Annotated in this window: 15 protein-coding genes and 1 pseudogene; 11 read left to right on the forward strand and 5 right to left on the reverse strand. The window is 67.4% G+C overall.

Annotated elements, in window-relative coordinates; all coding sequences use genetic code 11:
* The first annotated feature begins 33 nt into the window (after positions 1-33).
* The 5 genes and pseudogenes from ACA097_RS18480 to ACA097_RS18500 all read left to right on the forward strand — a co-directional run bounded on the left by ACA097_RS18480 (position 34) and on the right by ACA097_RS18500 (position 9,398).
* On the forward strand, positions 34-1,776 hold the full coding sequence (locus ACA097_RS18480) for a DUF2138 domain-containing protein (protein WP_371365120.1): 1,743 nt from the start codon (positions 34-36) through the stop codon (positions 1,774-1,776).
* Complete coding sequence (locus ACA097_RS18485) at positions 1,746-2,405, forward strand: DUF1175 domain-containing protein (protein ID WP_371365122.1); 660 nt, start codon at positions 1,746-1,748, stop codon at positions 2,403-2,405. Before ACA097_RS18480 ends, ACA097_RS18485 begins: the two co-directional genes overlap by 31 nt.
* Positions 2,402-6,949 carry an alpha-2-macroglobulin gene (locus tag ACA097_RS18490; protein WP_371365124.1) on the forward strand — a complete coding sequence of 1,516 codons (4,548 nt, stop codon included), beginning with the start codon at positions 2,402-2,404 and terminating at the stop codon, positions 6,947-6,949. Before ACA097_RS18485 ends, ACA097_RS18490 begins: the two co-directional genes overlap by 4 nt.
* Positions 6,949-8,589 (forward strand): DUF2300 domain-containing protein, encoded by a 1,641-nt coding sequence (locus ACA097_RS18495; RefSeq protein ID WP_371365126.1) that lies wholly within the window; start codon positions 6,949-6,951, stop codon positions 8,587-8,589. The genes ACA097_RS18490 and ACA097_RS18495 overlap by 1 nt, the downstream gene beginning before the upstream one ends.
* Positions 8,590-8,604: 15 nt before the next feature.
* Positions 8,605-9,398 (forward strand): annotated as a pseudogene (locus tag ACA097_RS18500) (YfaP family protein).
* Positions 9,399-9,531: 133 nt separating this feature from the next.
* Here ACA097_RS18500 and ACA097_RS18505 read toward each other — a convergent pair.
* The 5 genes from ACA097_RS18505 to gatC are packed head-to-tail and all read right to left on the reverse strand — an operon-like array spanning position 9,532 to position 13,582.
* Positions 9,532-9,918, reverse strand: a complete 387-nt coding sequence (locus tag ACA097_RS18505; protein WP_043254697.1) for a carboxymuconolactone decarboxylase family protein — start codon at positions 9,916-9,918, stop codon at positions 9,532-9,534.
* Between the two features lie 8 nt (positions 9,919-9,926).
* On the reverse strand, positions 9,927-10,304 hold the full coding sequence (locus tag ACA097_RS18510; protein WP_043254696.1) for a septal ring lytic transglycosylase RlpA family protein: 378 nt from the start codon (positions 10,302-10,304) through the stop codon (positions 9,927-9,929).
* Positions 10,305-10,360: 56 nt separating this feature from the next.
* A complete protein-coding gene (gatB, locus tag ACA097_RS18515) occupies positions 10,361-11,806 on the reverse strand; it encodes an Asp-tRNA(Asn)/Glu-tRNA(Gln) amidotransferase subunit GatB (protein WP_043254693.1) in 1,446 nt (481 codons plus the stop codon).
* Positions 11,807-11,820: 14 nt separating this feature from the next.
* On the reverse strand, positions 11,821-13,275 hold the full coding sequence (gatA, locus tag ACA097_RS18520) for an Asp-tRNA(Asn)/Glu-tRNA(Gln) amidotransferase subunit GatA (RefSeq protein ID WP_371365129.1): 1,455 nt from the start codon (positions 13,273-13,275) through the stop codon (positions 11,821-11,823).
* A gap of 19 nt (positions 13,276-13,294) precedes the next feature.
* Entirely contained in the window at positions 13,295-13,582 is a 288-nt protein-coding gene (gene gatC, locus ACA097_RS18525; RefSeq protein WP_043254691.1) for an Asp-tRNA(Asn)/Glu-tRNA(Gln) amidotransferase subunit GatC, read from the reverse strand.
* 240 nt (positions 13,583-13,822) lie between these two features.
* Here gatC and mreB point away from each other — a divergent pair, with 240 nt between their 5' ends.
* The 6 genes from mreB (at position 13,823) to ACA097_RS18555 (ending at position 22,527) form a co-directional block, all read left to right on the forward strand.
* Complete coding sequence (mreB, locus tag ACA097_RS18530; RefSeq protein WP_043254689.1) at positions 13,823-14,860, forward strand: rod shape-determining protein MreB; 1,038 nt, start codon at positions 13,823-13,825, stop codon at positions 14,858-14,860.
* Positions 14,861-14,988: 128 nt separating this feature from the next.
* Positions 14,989-16,056 (forward strand): rod shape-determining protein MreC, encoded by a 1,068-nt coding sequence (gene mreC / locus ACA097_RS18535; RefSeq protein ID WP_371370540.1) that lies wholly within the window; start codon positions 14,989-14,991, stop codon positions 16,054-16,056.
* Positions 16,056-16,544, forward strand: a complete 489-nt coding sequence (gene mreD / locus ACA097_RS18540; protein WP_043254688.1) for a rod shape-determining protein MreD — start codon at positions 16,056-16,058, stop codon at positions 16,542-16,544. The genes mreC and mreD overlap by 1 nt, the downstream gene beginning before the upstream one ends.
* A gap of 60 nt (positions 16,545-16,604) precedes the next feature.
* Positions 16,605-17,189 (forward strand): nucleoside triphosphate pyrophosphatase, encoded by a 585-nt coding sequence (locus ACA097_RS18545; RefSeq protein ID WP_371365132.1) that lies wholly within the window; start codon positions 16,605-16,607, stop codon positions 17,187-17,189.
* A 44-nt stretch (positions 17,190-17,233) separates the two neighbouring features.
* A complete protein-coding gene (gene rng, locus ACA097_RS18550) occupies positions 17,234-18,691 on the forward strand; it encodes a ribonuclease G (RefSeq protein WP_043254684.1) in 1,458 nt (485 codons plus the stop codon).
* Between the two features lie 14 nt (positions 18,692-18,705).
* Positions 18,706-22,527, forward strand: a complete 3,822-nt coding sequence (locus ACA097_RS18555) for a YhdP family protein (RefSeq protein WP_371365135.1) — start codon at positions 18,706-18,708, stop codon at positions 22,525-22,527.
* The last annotated feature ends 43 nt before the right edge of the window (positions 22,528-22,570 follow it).

The following is a 22,570-nucleotide window of genomic DNA, read 5'->3' on the forward strand; positions in this document are numbered from 1 at the left end:
TCCCTGCCAGGGATGAAACGGGATCGAGCGAGCATGAGCGACAACACCCCCTCCAGCCCTACCACCCCCCAAGCCAACGCCGCGCCTGGTGTACCGCGCTGGCCGCTGATCCTCTTCGGCCTGGTGGTGGTCATGCTGATTCTCGGCGGCCTGCTGCTGCGCTACGTCATCCTGGCGCCGCAGCCGGGCGTGGTGCAGCCGCTGCAGCCGCCGCTGGCCAATGCCCGCGAGCGCGACCTGTTGCACCCGGACGCCCTGATCGAGAGCGTTTCCCTCAGCCGCCTGCCCGGGGAGCTGCTGCAGGTGCCGCTGCTGCGCGACACCCTGACCGAGGACTTCGTCTTCTACTACGAGAACAACGCCGACCGCCTGGGGCTGGCCGGCAGCCTGCGGCGCATCGTCTACGAACACGACCTGACGCTGCAGGACAGCCTGATCGAGGAATTGCTCGACCAGCCCGCCCAGGTAGCCCTGTGGCGCGGCGCCGATGGCCGCCTGAGCGACTTCCTGGTGGTGATGAAGCGCGGCGGCCTGGCCAAGCTGCTGGAGCCGCTGGCGCACATCGCCACCGACGACAGCCAGCTGCGCAAGGTCGGCGATATCAAGGTCGGCAGTAGCAGCACCGGGATCTATCGCCTGCGCTACAACGCGCAGAAATTCATGCTCTTCGCTTCCCGTGGCGACTACCTGGTGCTGTTGTCGAACCCGCACATGCTCTTCACCCAGGCCAAGGACGACGACCTCGGCGAGCCGGACAAGGCGTTCGCCAGCCAACTGGCCACCCTGCTCGCGGGCGACGACGTCCTGCCGGGCGCCTTCGGCCTCGGCCCGCGCGGCGAGCTGAGCCAGCGCGTCAGCCTGGGCGCCGGCGCCCTGGCCATGGGTTACCAGAAATTCATCCCGGCCTTTGGTGGCGTGCGCTTCGACAAGGACGCCAAGGGCTGGAGCAGCTACCTCGCGCTGAACCCCGTCGAAGGCCAGCCGGACCTCGACTTCAGCTCCGTGTGGAAGGCCATGCCGATGGGCGCCAGCGCCTGCGTGGCGCTGCCGGTCACGCCGGGCCTGTACGACAAGCTGCTGGTGCGCCTGGGCGCCGATCGGAAGATGGCCGAAGCCTTCTCCGGGCACCTCTCCGGCGCTGCCGGGCTGTGCTGGTACGCCGATTCGCGGCTGTACACGCCGCTGCTGGTGGCGACCTTCAGCGCACCGCCGAGCCCCGAGCTGGACGCCGACCTGGGCAAGCTGTTCGGCAATCTGGTCGGCGCCTACGAGGCCAATGCCGAGGGTGGCAGTTTCCCGGTCGAGGAAGAGAACAGCGGCGACACCCGCAAGTGGCTGCGCCAGGTCAGTTCGCGCTTCGGCCAGTACCCGGCCAACCAGGCGGAGAACCCGGACGCCGTCGGTGGCGGCGCCTTCTTCCGCGTCGGTATGGCGCGGCAGGGCAGCACGCTGTTGTTCTCCCTCGACGACCGCCTGCTCGACAAGGGCATGGGCGCCCTCGCCAAGCGCTTCCCGCCGCTGGCCGACGTGCTGCCCAAGGATGCGCTGGTGCCGGCCTACCTGGCGCCGCAGTCGTTGTCCGCGCTGCTGCAGCAGGAAACCCTGGACAGCCTGCCGCAGGACATGGAGCCGGTGTTCCGCAACGCCGCCGACAGCCTGCTCCTGCCGCGTCTGAAGACCTTCGCCGGTTTCGGCGGCTATGCCCTCGGCCTGCCGGCCGGCAGCCGCGCCGAACACCCCTGGCAATGGCTGCCGCTGCAGTGGCGCGCGCTGTGAAGCCACGCGCATTACTGCTCGCCTTGGGACTGTGGGCCGCGCAAGCAGCCCAGGCCTCCACGGCGACGCTCGATCCCGAACAATCGCAGGTGTTCCGCGCCTGGTTCGTGCGTATCGCCGAGGAGCAGCTGCGCCAGGGGCCGACGCCGCGCTGGCACCAGCAGGACTGCGCCGGCCTGGTGCGTTTCGCCGCCAACGAGGCGCTCAAGCCGCACGACGCCAAGTGGCTGCGCGCCAACGGCCTGGACAACCGCTACCTGCCCCCGGAACCGGCGCTGACCGACGAACAGCGCGCCCTGGCGCAGCGCTGGCAGCAAGGCGGCGGGCAGGTCGGCCCCTACGTCAACGCGATCAAGCTGATCCAGTTCAACAGCACCTTCGTCGGCCGCGACCTCAACCAGGCGCGGCCGGGCGACCTGATTTTCTTCGACCAGGGTGACGACCAGCACCTGATGATCTGGATGGGCCGCTACATCGCCTACCACACCGGCAGCAGCACCCCCACCGACAACGGCATGCGCTCGGTCAGCCTGCAACAACTCATGACTTGGAAGGACACCCGATGGATACCCGATCCCGCCAATCCCAACTTCGTCGGCGTGTACCGCTTGTCCTTCCTCGCCCGATGAAGCTGCTCGCGCTGGCTGCCGGCCTGGCCCTGGGTGGCCTGCTGCTGGGCGCGCCGCAGACGCTGCGGGCCGACGACGAGGTGCCGGCGAGCAACTACACGCCCATGAGCGGGGAGTCGTTCTTCCTGCTCGCCGACAGCAGCTTCGCCACCGACGAAGTGGCCAAGGTGCGCCTCGAAGCGCCGGGCCGCGACTACCGCCGCTACCGCATGGAGGGCTACGGCGGGGCGGACATCCGCGTCTACCGCATCGACCAGCCGCTGGACTTCCTCAAGCGCCAGAAGAACCTGCACCGCGTGCTGTCCGAAGGGCAGTTCAAGGGCGAGGGCCTGTCCAACACCCTGGCCTACCTGTGGGACAACTGGTACCGCAAGTCGCGGCGGGTGATGCAGCGCGCGTTCTCCTACGAGTCGCGCAAACAGGTCACCGACGTGGTGCCTGAGCTGAAGATGGGCAACGCCATGAAAGCGCCCACGCCCTATGATGCACAGCCGCAGTACGCGCCCATACCGGGGCTGCCGATGGTCGCGCAGTTCCGCTATCCGCTGTGGGACGCCAAGCCCATCGAGCCGCCGAAGGACGTCAAGCTGGCCGGCTCTTCCAGCGAGTTCATCAACGTCTCGCCAGGCAATGTCTACATCCCGCTGGGCAAGCTGAAACCGGGCCTGTACCTGGTCGAGGCGATGGTCGGCAAATACCGCGCGACCACCGTGGTGTTCGTCTCCAACACCGTTGCGGTGAGCAAGATCGCCGGCAACGAATTGTTGGTCTGGTCGGCGCGCAAGCATGAAGGCACGCCGGTGCCGGAAACCCAGGTGTTGTGGACCGACGGCCTGGGCGTGATGAGCAGCGGCAAGACCGATGGCGACGGCCTGATCCGCCTGCAGCACACCAGCCCCGAGCGCTCCTTCGTGATCGGCGAGGACAAGGAAGGTGGGGTCTTCGTCGCCGAAAACTTCTATTACGACAGCGAAATCTACGACACCAAGCTCTACGCCTTCACCGACCGCCCGCTGTACCGTCCCAGCGACTGGGTGTCGCTGAAGATCCTCGGCCGCGAGTTCAAGAGCGCCCGCGATTCCGCCGCGCCGCAAGCCGCGCCGGTGAAGCTGAGCGTGATCGACGCCGCCGGCACCACGCTGCAGACCCTCGACCTGCAGCTCGACCCGAAGGCCGGCACCCAGGGCCGCTTCCAGCTGCCGGACAACGCGGTGGCCGGCGGCTACGAGCTGCGCTTCGACTATCGCGGGCAGACCTACAGCAGCGCCTTCCGCGTCGCCGAATACATCAAGCCGCACTTCGAGATTTCCCTCGACCTCGCCAAGCCCGACTTCAAGACCGGCGAAGCTGTGAAGGGCAACCTCATCCTGATCTACCCGGACGGCAAGCCAGTGGCCAATGCGAAGCTGCAGCTGAGCCTGCGCGCGCAGCAGCTGTCGATGGTGGACAACGAACTGCAGTACCTCGGCCAGTTCCCGGTGGAGCTGAAGAGCGCCGAGCTGAGCACCGACGCCCAGGGCCGCGCGGCGGTAGAACTGCCGGCGGCGGACAAGCCCAGCCGCTACCTGCTGACGGTGTTCGCCAGCGACGGCGCGGCCTACCGGGTGAAGACCAGCAAGGAAATCCTCATCGAGCGCGGCGCTGCCCGCTACAGCCTGGCTGCACCGCAGCGCTTCAGCGCGGTGGGCGACAAGGTCGAGTTCAGCTACGCCGCCGAACAGCCCACCGAGCTGAAGCCCAAGAGCTTCCGCTGGGTGCGCCTGGAGGACCGCACCACGGGTGACGGCGATGCCGGCGATGGCAAGTTCAGTATCGCCTTCGACAAGCCCGGTACCTACAGCATCGAGCTGCGCGACGCCCAGGGCCAACTGCTCGGCGGCACTGGCCATTCGGTGAGCGGGGAGGGCGTGAAGGCAGTGCCGGGGACGGTCGAAATCATCCTCGACAAGCCGGAGTACCAGGCCGGCGAGGAAGCCCAGGCGCTGATCACCTTCCCCGAGCCGGTGGACGACGCGCTGCTCTCGCTGGAGCGCGACAAAGTCGAGGCCACTGCGCTGCTGTCCAAGGGCGGCGACTGGCTCAAGCTGGAAAAGCTCAACGCTACCCAGTTCCGCGCGCGCATCCCGGTGAAGCCGGACTTCTCGCCGAACCTGACCTTCTCGGTGCTCTACACCAAGGGCGGCGACTACAGCTTCCAGAACGCCGGGATCAAGGTGACGGTGCCGCAGGTGCAGATCGCCATCGCCACCGACAAGGAGCGCTACGAGCCGGGCGACACCGTCAACGTCGACCTGACCACCACCTACGCCGGCAAGCCGGTGTCCAGCCAGCTCGCGGTCGGCGTGGTCGACGAGATGATCTACGCCCTGCAGCCGGAAATCGCCCCGGGCATCGACCAGTTCTTCTACCACCCGCGCCGCAACAACGTGCGCACCAGCGCCAGCCTGGCGTTCATCAGCTATGACGTGGCCCTGCCGGGCAGCGCCAGCGCGCCGGGCCGCACTAATCGCAGCGAGCGTGGAGTGAAGGTGCTGGAGCGTCCGCGCCGCGAGGATGTCGACACCGCCGCCTGGGAACCGAAGCTCACCACCGACGCCCAGGGCAAGGCGCACTTCAGCTTCCGCATGCCCGACTCGCTGACCCGCTGGCGCATCACCGCGCGGGCCATGGATGGCAATGGCCAGGTCGGACAGAAGAAGCAGTTCATCCGCTCGGAGAAACCGCTGTACCTGAAATGGAGCGGCCCGACGCGCTTCCGCGCCGGCGACAAGCCGGACCTCGGCCTGTTCGTCTTCAACCAGGGCGAGCAGCCGGTGAAGGCCGACCTGCTGGTGCGTTACGCCGGTCAGGAGCAGACCCAGACACTCGACCTGGCCAAGGGCGTCAACTACGTGCGCCTGCCGGCCCAGGCCCTGAGCGATGGCGAGTGGAGCGCCGAGTTGCGCCAGGACGGCCAGGTCCGCGACAGCCTGGGCGTGCGCTTCGCCTTGAACGCCGATGGTTGGCAGGTGCTGCAGGCCAAGCCCCTGCAACTGGCCGGGCAGAACACCGCGCTGCAGTTGCCGGCCGACGCCCGCGATATCCGCCTGCGCCTCGATGACAGCGCCGCTGCGTTGTTCCGCGGCAGCCTCGACGACCTGCTGGCCTATCCCTACGGCTGCGTCGAGCAGACCGCCAGCCGCCTGTTGCCGCTGAGCGTGGCCTATCCGCTGCTGTCCGGCGGCGAGCCGCGCGTGCGCGACCGCCTGCGCCTGATCATGCAGAACAGCCGGCTGCGCCTGGTGCAGATGGCCGGCCCCAACGCCTACTTCACCTGGTGGGGCGATGGCGCGGACGGCGACGCCTTCCTCACCGCCTATGCCTACTACGCCGACTGGTACGCCAGCCGCGCGCTGGAAATCAGCCTGCCGCCGGAGCACTGGCAACGCGTGCTCGAGCTCTACGCCAAGCTCGCCGACCAAACCCCTCTGCTGCAGCGCGCGCTGATCCTGGGCTTCTCCCGCGACATGCAGCTGCCGGTGCAGACCCTGGTCGGTGGCCTGCTCGACGACCTGGCCAAGGCCGGCGAAGGCGAGGATGTGAAGTTGCCTACCGATGCCGAAGTCAGCCTGGTGATGGCCGCGCCGGATTCGCGCCTCGGCCTGGCCGTGGCGCGCGTGCTGGCGGCCGACCTGGCGAAGGGCGCCAAGGTGCCGCTGCCGGATGCCTTCGCCAAGCAGCTGGATGGCGCACGGCAAACCCTCGGCCAGAGCGATCAGCCCTTCGCCCAGGCGGTTCAGCTTTCGCTCGCCGCGCCCGATGCGAGCCGCGCCCGCGCGTTGCTGACGCGCCTTGGGCCGCAACAGTCCACCCTCGAACGCGCCCTGGCACTGACCTGGCTGCAACGGGCCCTGGTCCAGGCTCCGGCCGCTGCGCCACTCAAGCTGGGCAAGGACTGGGCCGAGCAGCAAGGCCCCAGCGGCGAGCGTTATTGGCTGTGGCAGGGCCAGGGCGTGCCTGCCGAGCTGGCCCTGGAGTCCGCGCCGGCGCGTAGTGTCGCCGCCTCGCTCAACTACCGCAGCGCCGAAGCGCCGGCCAGCCAGCTGCCGGTCAGCATCAGCCGTCGCCTGCTGCGCCTGGTGCCGGGCGACAAGGCGTTCAACTTCAAGGTCGAGGAACTGGGCGACAAGCCGATCTCCAGCGACGAGTTGTACCTCGACGAGGTGACGGTGAAGACCGAGCAGGCCAATGCGCTGCGCTACGGCATGCTGGAAGTGCCGCTACCGCCGGGCGCCGACGTCGAGCGCACCACCTGGGGCATCCAGATCAGTGGCCTGGGTGGCACCGAGGCGACCAGCCTGGAGCGCGCGCGCAACGAGCCGGGCGACCTGCACTACGGCATCCCGGTGGACAGCCTCGCCGGCGAACTGCGCTTCCGCCACCTGGTGCGCTTCTCGCAGAAGGGCGAGTTCGCCCTGCCGCCGGCCCGCTACGTGCGCCTCTACGCGCCGTCCGAACAGGCCCTGGAGCAGCAGCCGGCGCTGGCCAAGGTGAAGGTGCAGTAATGCGCCGACGCCTGGCGTGGCTGCTGCTACTGCTGCCGCTGTGTGCGGCAGCAGCGCAGCCGCCCGTGCAGTTGGCCCTGCGCACCGCCCAGGGCGATCAACTGCTGCGCCTCGACCGCCAGCAGGTGCTCGCCCGCGAGCCGCTGCCGGCCGATCTGCGCACGCCGCTGGGCAGCCTGTGGAAGCTGTTCGTCTTCGCCTGGCTGGTGGACACCGGTCAGCGCGAGCCGGACTACGCCTGCAAGGGCCAGTCGAAGGAAGAGGTTTACTGCTGCTCGGCCGGCCAGAGCATCGGTCGCGACCAGGCATTGGTGAAGTCCTGCGGCCTCTACTACCACCCGGCGCGCATTGGCCTCGATGCGACGAGTTGGCGCAAGTACTGGCAGGCGCGGCAGGCGCCGGACTGGCTGCTCGACCTGGGCAAGTTGCAGCCGCAGACCGAAGTGCCGGTGCATGAATTGCTCGATGCGCTGGCGCACCTGCCCGCCCAGGCCGAGGCGCGCCGCGTGCTGCTGGACGTGGTGGTCGGCGCCGATGAGGGCCGCGCCGTGGCAAGCCTTGGCGGACGCCTGCGGGTGAAGACCTGGAGCTGGCTCGACGACCACGACCCATTATCCCGCCGCGGCGGCTTCGCCGGCTGGCTGGTGGACGGCACGCCGATCTGGGCTGGCGGCCCGGGCACCAGCAAGACGCTGCTGGCGCAGTATTCCGAAGTGCTCGGCACGGCCTTGCCGACGCCCTGGCCGAGCGAGCCGGGGCGCTGTGTGGAAGTGGCGCTGTTCAGCCGCTATCCGCTGAGCGATGTGCTCGATGCGCAGAAGCGTCCGGCCCCGGCCGGGGCGCTGAATGGCGACTACCGGGTGAGCTTCGCCAACGGCAACGACCTGGATATCCACAGCGCCGGCGAACTCTTCCTGCAGCGCGATGGCTCGCCGCAGTTGGTGGCGCGCCTGGATCGCGAGGAGTACGTCGCCCGCGTGCTGCAGCGCGAGGCTTCGGCAACGCCCATCGAGGCATCGCGCGCCTTGGCCGTGACCATCCGCAGCTACCTGCTGCAGAACGCCGCGCAGCAGGGCGAATGCCTGAGCATCGACGACAGCAGCCAGCGTCAGCGCGTGGCGCCGCGCCCGGCCACCACTGAGATGCGCGCCGTAGCCGCCTTCACCGACGGCCTGGTGCTGGCTGGAAGCCCGGTCACCTATCACTCCGAACTGGCGGGTCCGTCGCGTCTCTCCTGGCAGGACGCGCAGGCCCAGGCGGCCAATGGCTTGCGCTTCGACGCCATCCTCGCCCGCGCCTTCCCGCGCGCCAGCCTGAGCGCCTGGGGCAACCCGCTGGCGGCCTGCCAACCGCTGCCGGCGGCAGAGGATTGGCTGCGCAAGCAGCGCCGCGAATGGCGTCCCCAGCTGGAAACGGAACCTGGTTACGAGGAATTGCAGCGCTTCGCCGTGTGCCAGCTGTCGTCCGGACGTCCGTACGTCGACCGCGAGCGCCAACGCATCTACGTGCGCGGCCTGTACTCGCTGCAGGACCGCCTCGACCTCACCCACGAATACCTGCACCTGGCCTTCCAGGCGCACCCCAGCGGCCAGGACGAAGGCTTCGTCGAAAGCCTCGCCCGCCGCCTGTTACTGGAATGATCGCCATGAAACCGCGTGCGTACCTGCTCCTTTCCCTGTTCGTGCTGCCCGGCCTGGCCCTGGCGGCCGACGCCGGCATCCGCCTGGACACCCCGGTCGGCGGCTGGCGCGCCGGAAACGGCGAGGGCGCCAGCTTCCGGCAGACGGTGAACTACCCAGCGTCCTCGGTGAACACCCCTGCCGACCAGTCGATGACCGCGCGGATCAAGGGCGAGATCGCCAACGCGCCCAAGGACAAGCCGGCGACTCTGGTGGTCAACGGCGTGGCCATGCCGCTGAAGATCGGCGAGGACGGTGGTTTCGATCGGCCCTATGCCTTCCCGGCGGGCAGCAACAGCCTCGAAGTCATCAGCCCGGACGGCCAGCAGCGCAAGCGCGTGCAGTTCTTCCACGGCGGCGGAGGCGGCGAGGTGCCGGCCAAGCTGCGCGTGCTGCTGTCCTGGGACAGCGACAACACCGACCTCGACCTGCACCTGGTGACGCCCGACGGCGGCCACGTCTGGTACGGCAATCGCAGCCTGCCCAACGGCGCCACCCAGGACGTCGACGTGACCACCGGCTACGGCCCGGAAATCATCGCCACGCCGACCCCGCTCAAGGGCCAGTACCTGGTCTACGTGAACTACTTCGGCGGCGGCTACAGCGCGGACAGCGAGAGTGGCGATGTGGAGGCGGCGCAACCGCTGACCACGGCGCGGGTGACGATAGTCACGGAGGAGGGCACACCGAACGAGAAGCAGGAGAGCTTCCTGGTGCCGATGCGCCAGCCGGGGGAGCTGACGCTGGTGAAGCGGTTCAGTTATCCCTGATAGCCCACCAGGGGCTCATCGTAGGAGCGGATCTTATCCGCGAACATCCCCGCACCGATTTCATCCTGTAGGAGCGGGCCATGCCCGCGAATCGCGGACAAGGTCCGCTCCTACAGGTGCATCGGGTCGAGGCTCAGGCCTTCTGATCCGCCTGCCACGCCTCGATCACTTCCTGCGCCGCGCGGAAGGCGTCGATGGCCGCCGGGACACCGGCATAGACCGCGCAGTGCAGCAGCGCCTCGCGAATCTCTTCCACCGTGCAGCCATTGTTCAGCGCGCCGCGCACGTGGCCTTTCAGCTCCTGCGGGCACTTCAGCGCGGTGAGCGCGGCCAGGGTGATCAGGCTGCGGGTCTTGCGCGGCAGGCCTTCGCGGTTCCAGACGCCGCCCCAGGCGTGTTCGTTGACGAACTCCTGCAGCGGCTGGGTGAAGTCGGTGGCGTTGTTCAGCGCGCGGTCGACGAAGGCGTCGCCCATCACTTCGCGGCGGACCTGCTCGCCGGGGATTCGGTTGTCGCTCATGAGTGCTCCTAGTCGAGTGCTTCCAGGCGTACCGGCGCGGTGCCGGCGCGCAACATGTCGAGACGTTCGGCGGCGCCGCGCGACAGGTCGATGATCCGCGAACGGCTGAACGGTCCACGGTCGTTGACCCGCACCACCACGCTGCGGCCGTTGTCGAGGTTGGTGACCTTCAGGCGGGTGCCGAAGGGCAGGGTGCGGTGCGCGGCGGTCAGCGCGTGCTGGTCGAAGCGCTCGCCGCTGGCGGTCTTCTTGCCGTGGTGCGCGCGGCCGTAATAGGACGCCGTGCCCTCGGCGTGGTAGCCGTGGGCCGACTCGCTGTCATAGGACGAGCTGGCGCAACCGGCCAGCAGGGCCAGGCAAGCGATGAGGGCGAGGGAGCGCAGCATCGGACCTCCGGACGAAAAAACGCCGGGCAAGCCCGGCGTCAGATTGAAGTGTGGGCTCAGCTTTCGAGCTTCTTCTTCAGCAGTTCGTTCACTTGGGCGGGGTTGGCCTTGCCCTTGGCGGCCTTCATGGCCTGGCCGACGAAGAAGCCGAACATCTTGCCGCGTTTGGCTTCGTCGCTGGCGCGGTATTGCTCGACCTGCTCCGCGTTGGCGGCCAGAACGTCGTCGAGAAGTTTCTCGACGGCGCCGCTGTCGGTGTTCTGTACCAGGTCCTTGGCCTTGATGATCTCGTCCGGCGAACCTTCACCTTCGGCCATGGCGGCGAAGACGGTCTTCGCGGCCTTGCCGTTGATGGTGCCGTCCTTCAGACGCAGGATCATCTCACCCAGGTGCTGGGCCGAAACCGGCGACTGCTCGATCTCCAGGCCGTCCTTGTTGAGCAGGCTGGAGAGCTCGCCCATCACCCAGTTGGCAGCCAGCTTGGCGTCGCCGCAGATGCCTTGCACCTGCTCGAAGTAGTCGGCCATCTCGCGGCTGGCGGAGAGCACGCTGGCGTCGTAGGCGGACAGCCCGTACTGGCTCTCGAAGCGCTCGCGCTTCTGGTCGGGCAGCTCCGGCAGCTTGGCGCGCAGGTCTTCCAGGAAGCTGCGCTCGATCACCACCGGCAGCAGGTCCGGGCAGGGGAAGTAGCGGTAGTCGTTCGCCTCTTCCTTGCTGCGCATGGAGCGCGTTTCGTCCTTGTTCGGGTCGTACAGGCGGGTTTCCTGCACGACCTTGCCGCCGTCCTCGATCAGCTCGATCTGGCGCTGCACTTCGTGGTTGATCGCCTTCTCGATGAAGCGGAAGGAGTTGACGTTCTTGATCTCGGCACGGGTGCCGAACTCGGCCTGGCCCTTCGGGCGCACGGAGACGTTGCAGTCGCAGCGCAGCGAGCCTTCGGCCATGTTGCCGTCGCAGATGCCCAAGTAGCGGACCAGCGCGTGGATGGCCTTCACGTAGGCCACCGCTTCCTTGGCGGAACGGATATCCGGCTCGGAAACGATTTCCAGCAGCGGGGTACCGGCGCGGTTCAGGTCGATGCCGCTCATGCCGTGGAAGTCTTCGTGCAGGCTCTTGCCGGCGTCCTCTTCCAGGTGTGCGCGGGTGATGCCGACGCGCTTGACGGTGCCGTCTTCCAGGGTGATGTCCAGGTGGCCCTTGCCGACGATGGGGTGGTCCATCTGGCTGGTCTGGTAGCCCTTGGGCAGGTCCGGGTAGAAGTAGTTCTTCCGGGCGAAGACGTTACGCTCGGCGATCTCGGCGTTGATCGCCAGGCCGAACTGGCAGGCCATGCGCACGGCCTCGGCGTTGAGCACCGGCAGGGTGCCGGGCATCGCCAGGTCGATCAGGCTGGCCTGGGTGTTCGGCTCGGCGCCGAAGGTGGTGGCGCTGCCGGAGAAGATCTTCGATTGGGTGGCGAGCTGTGCGTGGATTTCCAGCCCGATCACGGTTTCCCATTGCATGTCGTAATCCTTCCTCAGAATCCGGCCGGTGCCTGTTTGTGCCAGTCGCTGACCTGTTGGTACTGGTGCGCGACGTTGAGCAGGCGGCCTTCCTGGAAATACGGGGCGAGCAGCTGCACGCCGACCGGCAGGCCGTCGACGAAGCCCGCGGGCATCGACAGCCCCGGCAGGCCGGCGAGGTTGGCGGTGATGGTGTAGATGTCTTCCAGGTACTGGGCGACTGGGTCGTCGTTCTTGGTGCCGAGCTTCCAGGCCGGGTTCGGCGTGGTCGGGCCGAGGATGACGTCGACTTCGCCGAAGGCATTCATGAAGTCGTTCTTGATCAGCCGGCGAATACGCTGGGCCTTCAGGTAGTAGGCGTCGTAGTAGCCGGCGGACAGGGCGTAGGTGCCGACCATGATGCGGCGCTTCACTTCGGCGCCGAAGCCTTCGGCGCGCGAGCGCTTGTACAGGTCCTGCAGGTCTTTCGGGTCTTCGCAGCGGTAGCCGTAGCGCACGCCGTCGAAGCGCGACAGGTTGGAGCTGGCTTCGGCCGGGGCGATCACGTAGTACGCCGGAATCGCGTGCTGCATGTTCGGCAGGGAGATTTCCTTGACCACGGCGCCGAGCTGCTTGAGCTGCTCGACCACGGCCATTACAGCGGTGCCGATGCGCGCGTCCAGGCCGGCGCCGAAGTATTCCTTCGGCAGGCCGATGCGCAGGCCGGCCAGCGGCTGGTTCAGCGCAGCCAGGTAGTCATCGACCGGCTGGTCGACGCAGGTGGAGTCCTTCGGATCGAAGCCGGCCATGGCGCCGAGCATCAGCGCGCAGTCCTCGGCGGAGCGGGCCAGGGGGCCGGCCTGGTCGAGGCTGGAGGCGTAGGCGATCATGCCCCAGCGCGAGACGCGGCCGTAGGTCGGCTTGATCCCGGTGAGGTTGGTCAGCGCCGCCGGCTGGCGGATCGAGCCGCCGGTGTCGGTGCCGGTGGCAGCCGGAATCAGGCGCGCCGCGACAGCTGCGGCGGAGCCGCCGGAGGAGCCGCCCGGTACGCGGGTCAGGTCCCAGGGGTTCTTCACCGGGCCGTAGTGGCTGGATTCGTTGGCCGAGCCCATGGCGAACTCGTCCATGTTCAGCTTGCCGAGGGTGACGGCGCCGGCACTGGCCAGGCGTTCGACCACGGTGGCGTCGTAGGGCGAGACAAAATTATCGAGAATCTTCGAGCCGCAGCTGGTGCGCACGCCTTTCGTGCAGAACAGATCCTTGTGGGCGATGGGCGCGCCGAGCAGGGCGCCATTTTCACCAGCGGCGCGCCGCTGGTCGGCAGCCTGGGCCTGGGCGACGGCGGCGTCGGCGGTGACGCTGATGAAGCTGTTCAGCTGCGGATCGAGTTGCTCGATGCGGCTCAGCAGGGCACGGGTCAGCTCTTCGGCGGAGAACTGTTTGTCGGCGAGGCCGCGGGCGACTTCGGCGAGGGTCAGTTGGTGCAGCATGGGTCCGTGTCCTTCCTTATCACTCGATCACTTTCGGAACCAGGTAGAGACCGGCTTCGACGGCCGGAGCGATGGCCTGGTAGGCCTCGCGGTGGTTCTCTTCGGTCACCTGGTCGGCGCGCAGGCGCTGGGTGGCTTCCAGCGGGTGGGCCAGCGGCTCGACGCCGTCGGTGTTCACGGCCTGCATCTGGTCGACCAGGCCGAGAATGTCGTTCAGGGTCTCGGTGGTCCGTTGGATTTCGGCTTCTTCCAGGCCCAGGCGGGCCAGGTGGGCGATTTTCTCCACATCGGAGCGTTCAAGCGCCATCGGGGGTCTCCAGGCTAGAGCGGCCAGCGACCGATGGACGCGTGGCCGACGGAACGGGGCGCGGGAACGGAACCCGCAGCGGGCGGTCATAGGGCCGCAGGGACGGGGCCACCAGGGGCCGCGAAAGCCCAGCAATCTACCATATTGCCGCCTTGCCCAAAATCCCCGTCGTTGTTAGAGTTTGCCGCACTTTTTTCCTGCGTATTTTTCACCCACGCATCGCCCCAGGGTTTCCTTTCCATGTTCAAAAAACTGCGTGGCATGTTCTCCAGCGATCTGTCGATCGACCTGGGTACGGCCAATACCCTTATTTATGTGCGTGAGCGCGGCATCGTCCTCAATGAGCCGTCGGTCGTCGCGATCCGCAACCATGGCAATCAGAAGAGCGTCGTCGCCGTCGGTACCGAGGCCAAGCGCATGCTCGGTCGTACCCCCGGCAACATCTCCGCCATTCGTCCGATGAAAGACGGCGTGATCGCCGACTTCAGCGTCTGCGAGAAGATGCTGCAGTACTTCATCAACAAGGTGCACGAGAACAGCTTCCTGCAGCCCAGCCCGCGCGTGCTGATCTGCGTGCCGTGCAAGTCCACCCAGGTGGAACGCCGCGCCATCCGTGAATCGGCCCTCGGCGCCGGTGCCCGCGAGGTGTACCTGATCGAAGAGCCGATGGCCGCTGCCATCGGTGCCGGCCTGCCGGTCGAAGAAGCCCGTGGTTCCATGGTCGTCGACATCGGCGGCGGTACCACCGAGATCGCCCTGATCTCGCTGAACGGCGTGGTCTATGCCGAATCCGTACGCGTTGGCGGCGACCGCTTCGACGAAGCCATCGTCACCTACGTGCGCCGCAACTACGGCAGCCTGATCGGCGAATCCACCGCCGAGCGCATCAAGCAGGAAATCGGCACCGCCTTCGCCGGTGGCGAAGTCCGCGAAGTCGACGTCCGTGGCCGCAACCTGGCCGAAGGCGTACCGCGCAGCTTCACCCTGAACTCCAACGAAGTTCTGGAAGCCCTGCAGGAATCCCTGGCGACCATCGTCCAGGCGGTCAAGAGCGCCCTGGAGCAATCGCCGCCGGAACTGGCCTCGGACATCGCCGAGCGCGGTCTGGTGCTGACCGGTGGTGGCGCCCTGCTGCGCGACCTGGACAAACTGCTGGCCCAGGAAACCGGCCTGCCGGTGATCGTCGCCGAAGACCCGCTGACCTGCGTGGCCCGTGGCGGCGGCAAGGCGCTGGAAATGATGGATCGTCACTCCATGGACCTGCTCTCCACCGAGTGAGTGGAGAGTCATTAGTGGCGGTTGAGGTTTCGTCGCTCGCAACGAAGCTGCGACCGCCCCTAGACAGCTAGGAGCCGGTTATCAAACCGCTATTCTCCAAGGGCCCCTCGCTGGGCGTGCGCCTGCTGGTGCTCGCTGTCCTCTCGGTGAGCCTGATGGTGGTCGATGCGCGTTTCGACTACCTCAAGCCGCTGCGCAGCCAGATGGGCCTGGTGCTGACCCCCTTCTACGGTGTCGCGGACCTGCCGGTGCGTGCCTGGGAAGGCGTGCGCGACCAATTCACCAGCCGCAGCACGCTGCTGGCCGAGAACGAGCGGCTGAAGGCGGAATCCCTGCTGATGCAGCGCCGACTGCAGAAGCTGGCCGCCCTCACCGAACAGAACGTGCGCCTGCGCGAACTGCTGAACTCCGCCGCGCTGGTCGACGACAAGGTCCTGGTCAGTGAGCTGATCGGCGTCGATCCCAACCCCTTCACCCAGCGCATCCTCATCGACAAGGGTGCGAAGGACGGCGTGTTCCAGGGCCAACCGGTGCTCGACGCCAGCGGCCTGATGGGCCAGGTGGTCGAGGTCATGCCTTACACCGCTCGCGTCCTGCTGCTCACCGACACCACCCACAGCATTCCGGTACAGGTCAACCGTAACGGCCTGCGCGCCATCGCCGTCGGCACCGGCAACCCGGAGCGCCTGGAATTGCGCTACGTCGCCGATACCGCCGACATCAAGGAAGGCGACCTGCTGGTCAGCTCCGGCCTCGGCCAGCGCTTCCCGGCCGGCTATCCGGTGGCGGTGGTCAAGGAAGTGATCCACGACTCCGGCCAGCCGTTTGCAGTGATCCGCGCCGTGCCGACCGCGAAGATGAACCGCAGCCGTTACGTACTGCTGGTGTTCAGCGACAGCCGTACCCCGGAGCAGCGCGCCAACGACGCCGCCGAAGCCCAGGCCGAGGCTGATCGCAAGGCCGCCGAGGGTGGCCAGCCTGCAACGCCGGCCGCAGCCCCCGCTACCGGCACCCCGGCTGCACCGGCTGCACCGGCTGTACCGGCTGTACCGGCTGTACCGGTCGCGCCGAATGCTGCGCCGACCAGCCATGAGGCCGGCCATCCGCAAGGCGCCGCGGCCGGCAAACCGCCTGCAAGCACTACCGCCGGGCATGGCACGCCCGCGGGTCAAACCGAGCAAAGGAATCGTCACTGATGCCCGCCCTGGGACCGCGCAACAGCTGGTTCATCTGGTTCAGCCTGGCACTGGCGCTGCTGCTGTCGGTCGCGCCCATGCCCGGCTTCATGGAGATCGGCCGGCCGCTGTGGCTGGCGATGTTCCTGACCTTCTGGGTGCTGATGGTGCCGCAACGTGTCGGCCTGCTCACCGCCTGGGTCTGCGGGCTGGCCGAAGACGTGCTGTATGGCAGTCTGCTCGGACAGAACGCACTGATCCTCAGCCTGATCATCTTCCTGGTGCTGGCCCTGTACCAGCGTCTGCGCCTGTTCCCGGTTTGGCAGCAATGCCTGGTGCTGATGGTCGTCTACGGCCTGGCGCAGCTGGTCCAGTTGTGGCTCAACGCGCTGACCGGCAACCGCCCGCCGACCCTGGCCTTCCTCCTCCCGGCGCTGGTCAGCGGCCTGCTCTGGCCCTGGGTGGTGATGGTGCTCAAGGGCCTCGGCCAGCGCCTGAAAGTCTATTAATACCTGCTTCGCCGCCGCCCGCAGGGGCGCGCGACGAGGGTTTCTCCTTGGGAGTCGCTGATGCCTCAGCTTTACCTGGCCTCCAGTTCGCCGCGCCGGCGCGAGTTGCTGACGCAGATTGGCCTGTCCTTCAACCTGGTTTCCGGCAATGTCGACGAAACGCCGCTGCCCGACGAGGCCCCGGCGGTCTATGTCGAGCGTCTGGCGCGCTGCAAGGCGCAGGCCGGACTGACTATGCTTGCCCAGCGCCCCGACGTCTGTGTGCTGGGCGCCGACACCGCCGTAGTGCTCGATGGACGCATCCTCGGCAAGCCGAAGGATCGCGAAGACGCCCTGGCCATGCTGCAGGCGCTGTCCGGTCGCGAGCACCAGGTGCTGACCGCGGTGGCGGTGGTCGACCGCGACCGTTGCGAGGTCCGGGTGGTCAGCAGCGACGTATCCTTCCGTGCGATCAGCGAAGCCGAAGCGGAGGCCTACTGGGATACCGGCGAGCCCCACGACAAGGCGGGCGGCTACGCTATCCAGGGTTTGGCGGCTATCTTCGTCAAGCGCGTGGAAGGCAGCTACAGCGCGGTGGTGGGCCTGCCATTGTGTGAAACAGCGGAACTGTTGGCGGACTTCGCAATCCCTTGCTGGCAGTCTTGAACACGAAGTAGCGCTAGCGATCCGGGCGCGATAAGGAAGGGCGCATGAGCGAAGAGATCCTGATCAATATCACGCCGATGGAATCGCGCGTGGCGGTGGTGGAAAACGGTGTCCTTCAGGAAGTCCATGTCGAGCGAACCCTGCGCCGCGGGATCGTCGGCAACATCTACAAGGGCAAGGTGGTCCGCGTGTTGCCGGGCATGCAGGCGGCCTTCGTCGACATCGGCCTGGAGCGTGCGGCCTTCATCCACGCCGCGGAGATCTCCAACCGCGAAGGCAGCGCGGTAGAGAGCATCAGCGCCCTGGTCCACGAGGGCCAGAGCCTTGTCGTGCAGGTCACCAAGGACCCGATCGGCACCAAGGGCGCGCGCCTGACCACGCACCTGTCGATTCCGTCGCGCTACCTCGTATACATGCCGCGCACCAGCCACGTTGGCATTTCGCTGAAGATCGAGGACGAGCAGGAGCGCGAGCGTCTCAAGCAAGTGGTGGCCAAGTGCGTCGAGGCCGAAGGCATAGTCGAGCAGGGCGGTTTCATCCTGCGCACTGCCGCCGAGGGCGCCGGTGAGGACGAGATCCTTGCCGATATCCGCTATCTTCGCCGACTTTGGACTCAGATCGACGTACAGATGCAGACGGTCGGTGCGCCGACCATGATCTACGAAGACCTCTCCCTGGCCCTGCGCACCCTGCGCGACCTGGTCAATCCGCGCATCGAGAAGATTCGCGTCGATTCACGGGAGAACTTCCAGAAAATCACGCAGTTCGTCGACGAACTCATGCCGGAAATCGCCGATCGCCTGGAACACTACCCCGGCGAGCGGCCGATCTTCGACCTCTACGGGGTCGAGGACGAGGTGCAGAAGGCCCTGGAGCGCAAGGTCCTGCTCAAGTCCGGCGGCTACCTGATCATCGACCCGACCGAGGCGATGACCACCATCGACGTCAACACCGGCGCGTTCGTCGGCCACCGCAACCTCGAAGAGACCATCTTCAAGACCAATCTCGAGGCGGCTACCGCCATCGCTCGCCAGCTGCGCCTGCGCAACCTCGGCGGGATCATCATCATCGACTTCATCGACATGGAAGACGAGGAGCACCGCCGCCAGGTCCTGCGGACCCTGGAGAAGCAGCTCGAGCGCGACCATGCGAAGACCAACATCATCGGCATCACCGAGCTGGGCCTGGTGCAGATGACCCGCAAGCGCACCCGCGAAAGCCTGGTGCAGGTGCTCTGCGAGCCCTGCCCGAGCTGCCAGGGGCGCGGCATGCTGAAGACCGCCGAGACCATCTGCTACGAGATATTCCGCGAGATCCTCCGCGAGGCGCGTGCCTACCAGGCCGATTCCTACGTGGTGCTGGCCAACCAGAAGGTGGTCGACCGGCTGCTCGACGAAGAGTCGGGCAACGTCGCCGATCTCGAGATGTTCATCGGCCGCACCATCAAGTTCCAGGTCGAGCCCATGTACTCGCAGGAACAATATGATGTCGTCCTGCTCTGAAGCGCGCGCCTGAGATGGAGCGCTTCGGCCGCTACTTCGCGCGCCTGTTGCGTCTGCTGCTGGGGCTCTGCGCCCTGGTGCTGGTCCTGCTTGCCCTCTACGTCAGCCTCGGGCGCCAACTTGCGCCATTGCTCGGCGAATACCGCAATGACCTGGTCGAGCAGGTCAGCGCGCGGCTCGGCATGCCGGTCGAGATCGGTGCGCTGGAGGGCAGTTGGCAGGGCTTCGGTCCGGTCATCACGGTACACGACATCCAGGTCGGCGTTGGCAGTGACGCGCTGCGCCTGGAGCACGTGCGCCTGACCCCGGACCTCATCGCCAGTGTGCTGGCGCGCCAGCCACGAATCGACAGCCTGGAACTGCAGGGCCTGCAACTGAGCTTCCGCGAGGGCGACGATGGCCACTGGTCGGTCGAGGGGCTGCCGCAGCGTTCGGGCGGGACCGACCCGCGCCAGCTGATCGACCTGCTGCTGACCCCGCGCCGCCTCACGCTGCTGGACAGCCAACTGACCCTGCTGCCCCACGACGGCCCGTCGTTGAGCCTGACCTACCTGGGACTGACCCTGCACAGCGGCGTCTTCGGCCAGCGCCTGGACGGCCGCGTGACGCTGCCCGATGGCCAGCCAGTGGCCTGGCGCGTGGATGCACACGTCGATCGCGGCGACTGGCAGCGCAGCTCCGCCGACTTCTACCTGAGCCTGCCGCAGAGCGACTGGGCGAAATGGCTGCCGCCCAGCCTGACCCGGCAATGGCGTATCCACCAGCTCGAAGCTGGCGGCGAGTTCTGGACGCGGGTCGAGAAAGGCCGGGCGAACGCCGCCGTGGCCCGACTCAATGCGCCGCAGATACAGGCGTCGTTCGATGGGCGCGAGCCGGTGAAGGTCGCCGACCTGGGCGTCGGGCTGTATTTCCAGCGCGAGGGCGATGACCTGCGCCTGCGCGTCAGCGACCTGGCGGGCAACCTCGGCGGCCAGCGCTGGGGCGAGGTGGAAATGGACCTCGCACTGCAACGCAAGGGCGAAGAGCACTGGCAACTTCGCGCCGATCGTCTCGATCTCGGCCCGCTGCTGCCGGTGGTGGAAAGCCTGGCGCCGATGCCGGACAAGGCCGTGGAGTGGCTGCGTGGGCTGCAGCCCAAGGGCGTCCTGCACAACCTCAATTTCGATTACTGGCCGCAGCGCCAGGGCCCGGAGCGCCTGGGTTACGCCTTCAACCTCGAAAAAGTCGGCGTCGCCGCGTTCCACGAAGTGCCGGCGGTGGCCAACGTCGACGGCACCTTCAGCGGCAACCTCGGCGGCGGCCAGCTGGACGCCAATGCCCAGGACTTCACCCTGCACCTGGCGACCCTGTTCCCCGAGCCCTGGCGCTTCCGCACCGCCAACGCACGGCTGTTCTGGCGCTGGGACGACCAGGCATTCACCCTCGGCAGCCACCTGATGAAGGTGGAGAGCGACTACGGGCGCCTGGGCGGCGACATGCTGATCCGCCTGATGCATGACCACGAGCAGGAAAGCTACATGGACCTGCGCGTCGGCATGAGCGAGGGTGACGGTCGCTACACCCCGCTGTTCCTGCCCACCGTGCTGCCGGAGATGAGCAAGGATCTGGCGCACTGGCTGACCACCGCCATCAAGGGCGGCCGCGTCGAGCAGGGCTACTTCCAGTGGCAGGGTTCGCTGAAGAAGGGCGCGGCGCCGGAAGACCATGCCATGAGCCTGTACTTCAAGGTGCATGATGGCGAGCTGGACTATCAGCCCGGCTGGCCGGCCTTGAGCCAGGCCGAAGGCGAAGTGTTCGTCGAGGACAGCGGCGTGCGGATCCGCGCGCAATCCGGGCGCATCCTGCAGAGCCAGGTGCGCGATGTGGCTGTGGATATCCCCCATGTGCCGGCGGGCGAAGTCAGCCGCCTGTATGTCGATGGCGATGTCGACAGCAGCCTCGGCGACGGCCTGAAGATCCTCCAGGAATCGCCCATCGGCGTGCAGCAGACCTTCGCTGGCTGGGAAGGCGAGGGGCCGCTGCAGGGGCACCTCAAGCTCGACATTCCGCTGGCCAAGGCTCAGGCCACGAAGTCGCAGGTGGTGGTCGACTTCTCCACCGACAAGGCGCGGCTGAAGATCGCCAAGCCCGTCCTGGAGCTGAGCCAGCTCAAGGGCGACTTCCGCTACGACACCGCGAGCGGCCTGAGCGGGCAGAAGATCAGCGCCCAGGCCCTCGGTTCGCGGATCGCCACGAGCATTCGCGCCGAAGGCGCGCCCGGTGCGCCGCGTAGCCGTATCCTGGCCAACGGCCAGGTGCCGCTGAAGAACCTGCTCGACTGGGGCGGCGTGAAGCAGGCGCTGCCGCTCTCCGGACGCATTCCGTTCAAGCTCGACCTGCTGATCGCCGGCAAGGACAGCCAACTGCAGGTCGATTCCGACCTCAAGGGCCTGGCCATTGACCTCCCGGCGCCGCTGGGCAAGGCCGTCGACGAAGCACGCCAGAGCCAATGGCGCATGACCCTGGACGGCCCCGAGCGGCGCTACTGGGCGACTTACGGCAGCAATGCCAGCCTGGCATATGCGGCGGCGCCCGAGCAGCCGCTAGCGGGTCGCGGCATGCTCCTTCTGGGCGGCGATCCAGCTGTGCTGCCCAACACGCCCGGCCTGCAGGTGCGCGGCAAGCTGGACAGCCTGGACGCCGATGCCTGGATTGCCTTCGCCAAGCAGTACGCCAACACGCAGGCCCAGGGCGCTGCGGGCCTGGTGTCCGGCGCGAACCTGCAGATCGGCAGCCTCCACGGGTTCGGCGGCAGCATGGACAACCTTGGCGTAACCCTCGCGCGCAGCGACGGCGCCTGGAATCTCGGGCTCAAAAGCAGCGTGCTGGACGGCCAGGTGCAGATCCCGCAGGGCGGCAGCCAGCCGATCCAGATTCGCCTGCAGCGGCTGGACCTGCCGAAGAACCCCACCAGCGACCTGGCGGCCGCGCCGACGGTGGCCCAGGACCCGCTGGACAAGGTCGATCCGCGCAGCCTGCCGGCCATGGATGTGGCCATTGCCCAATTGTCCCAGGGCGGCAAGGCGATAGGTGCGTGGAACTTCAACGTGCGGCCGACGCCCAGCGGCACCACGTTCAACAATGTCGATCTCGACATGCGCGGCCTGAAGGTGCGCGGCACCCTGCGCTGGGAAGGCCTGCCCGGCAGTACGCGCAGCAGCTTCAAGGGTGGGCTGGACGGCAAGAACCTGGCCGACGTGCTCAAGGCCTGGGACTTCGCGCCCACCGCCACCAGCGAGCGCTTCCGCCTGGACATCGATGGCGGCTGGCCGGGCTCCCCGGCCTACATCAGCCTGCGTCGCTTCGGTGGGCGAATGGATGCGGACATGCGCAAGGGCCAGTTCGTCGATGTCGAGGGCGGGGCCAACGCGTTGCGGGTGTTCGGTCTGCTCAACTTCAATGCGATCAACCGCCGCTTGCGCCTGGACTTCTCCGACCTGTTCGGCAAGGGCCTGAGCTACGACCAGGTGAAGGGCGTGCTGAGCGCCACCGATGGCGTCTACCTGACCCGCGAGCCGATCAAGCTCAGCGGCCCGTCGAGCAACATCGAGATGAACGGCACCCTCGACATGGCCCACGACCAGATCGACGCCAAGCTGCTGGTGACCCTGCCGCTGACCAACAACCTGCCGCTGGCCGCGCTGATCGTCGGCGCCCCGGCGGTGGGCGGTGCGCTCTTCGTGGTCGACAAGCTGCTGGGCGACAAGGTCTCGCGTTTCGCCAGCGTGGAATACAGCGTCATGGGGCCGTGGCAGAACCCCAACATCAGTTTCCGCAAGCCGCTCAAGAAACCCTGACGAGCAGAGCCGGGGCCCATCGGTTAGGATGAACGCCATCCGT

Source organism: Pseudomonas sp. QL9 (assembly GCF_041409665.1).
GTDB lineage: Bacteria > Pseudomonadota > Gammaproteobacteria > Pseudomonadales > Pseudomonadaceae > Pseudomonas > Pseudomonas knackmussii.

Excerpts from the sequence above, each read along its gene's own strand:
- ACA097_RS18480 (WP_371365120.1), top strand. The coding sequence starts at position 34 with ATGAGCGACAACACCCCCTCCAGCCCTACCACCCCCCAAGCCAACGCC.
- ACA097_RS18505 (WP_043254697.1), bottom strand. The coding sequence starts at position 9,918 with ATGAGCGACAACCGAATCCCCGGCGAGCAGGTCCGCCGCGAAGTGATG.
- ACA097_RS18510 (WP_043254696.1), bottom strand. The coding sequence starts at position 10,304 with ATGCTGCGCTCCCTCGCCCTCATCGCTTGCCTGGCCCTGCTGGCCGGT.
- gatB (WP_043254693.1), bottom strand. The coding sequence starts at position 11,806 with ATGCAATGGGAAACCGTGATCGGGCTGGAAATCCACGCACAGCTCGCC.
- gatC (WP_043254691.1), bottom strand. The coding sequence starts at position 13,582 with ATGGCGCTTGAACGCTCCGATGTGGAGAAAATCGCCCACCTGGCCCGC.
- mreB (WP_043254689.1), top strand. The coding sequence starts at position 13,823 with ATGTTCAAAAAACTGCGTGGCATGTTCTCCAGCGATCTGTCGATCGAC.
- ACA097_RS18495 (WP_371365126.1), top strand. The coding sequence starts at position 6,949 with ATGCGCCGACGCCTGGCGTGGCTGCTGCTACTGCTGCCGCTGTGTGCG.
- ACA097_RS18545 (WP_371365132.1), top strand. The coding sequence starts at position 16,605 with ATGCCTCAGCTTTACCTGGCCTCCAGTTCGCCGCGCCGGCGCGAGTTG.
- ACA097_RS18485 (WP_371365122.1), top strand. The coding sequence starts at position 1,746 with ATGGCTGCCGCTGCAGTGGCGCGCGCTGTGAAGCCACGCGCATTACTG.
- mreD (WP_043254688.1), top strand. The coding sequence starts at position 16,056 with ATGCCCGCCCTGGGACCGCGCAACAGCTGGTTCATCTGGTTCAGCCTG.
- ACA097_RS18490 (WP_371365124.1), top strand. The coding sequence starts at position 2,402 with ATGAAGCTGCTCGCGCTGGCTGCCGGCCTGGCCCTGGGTGGCCTGCTG.
- gatA (WP_371365129.1), bottom strand. The coding sequence starts at position 13,275 with ATGCTGCACCAACTGACCCTCGCCGAAGTCGCCCGCGGCCTCGCCGAC.
- ACA097_RS18555 (WP_371365135.1), top strand. The coding sequence starts at position 18,706 with ATGGAGCGCTTCGGCCGCTACTTCGCGCGCCTGTTGCGTCTGCTGCTG.
- rng (WP_043254684.1), top strand. The coding sequence starts at position 17,234 with ATGAGCGAAGAGATCCTGATCAATATCACGCCGATGGAATCGCGCGTG.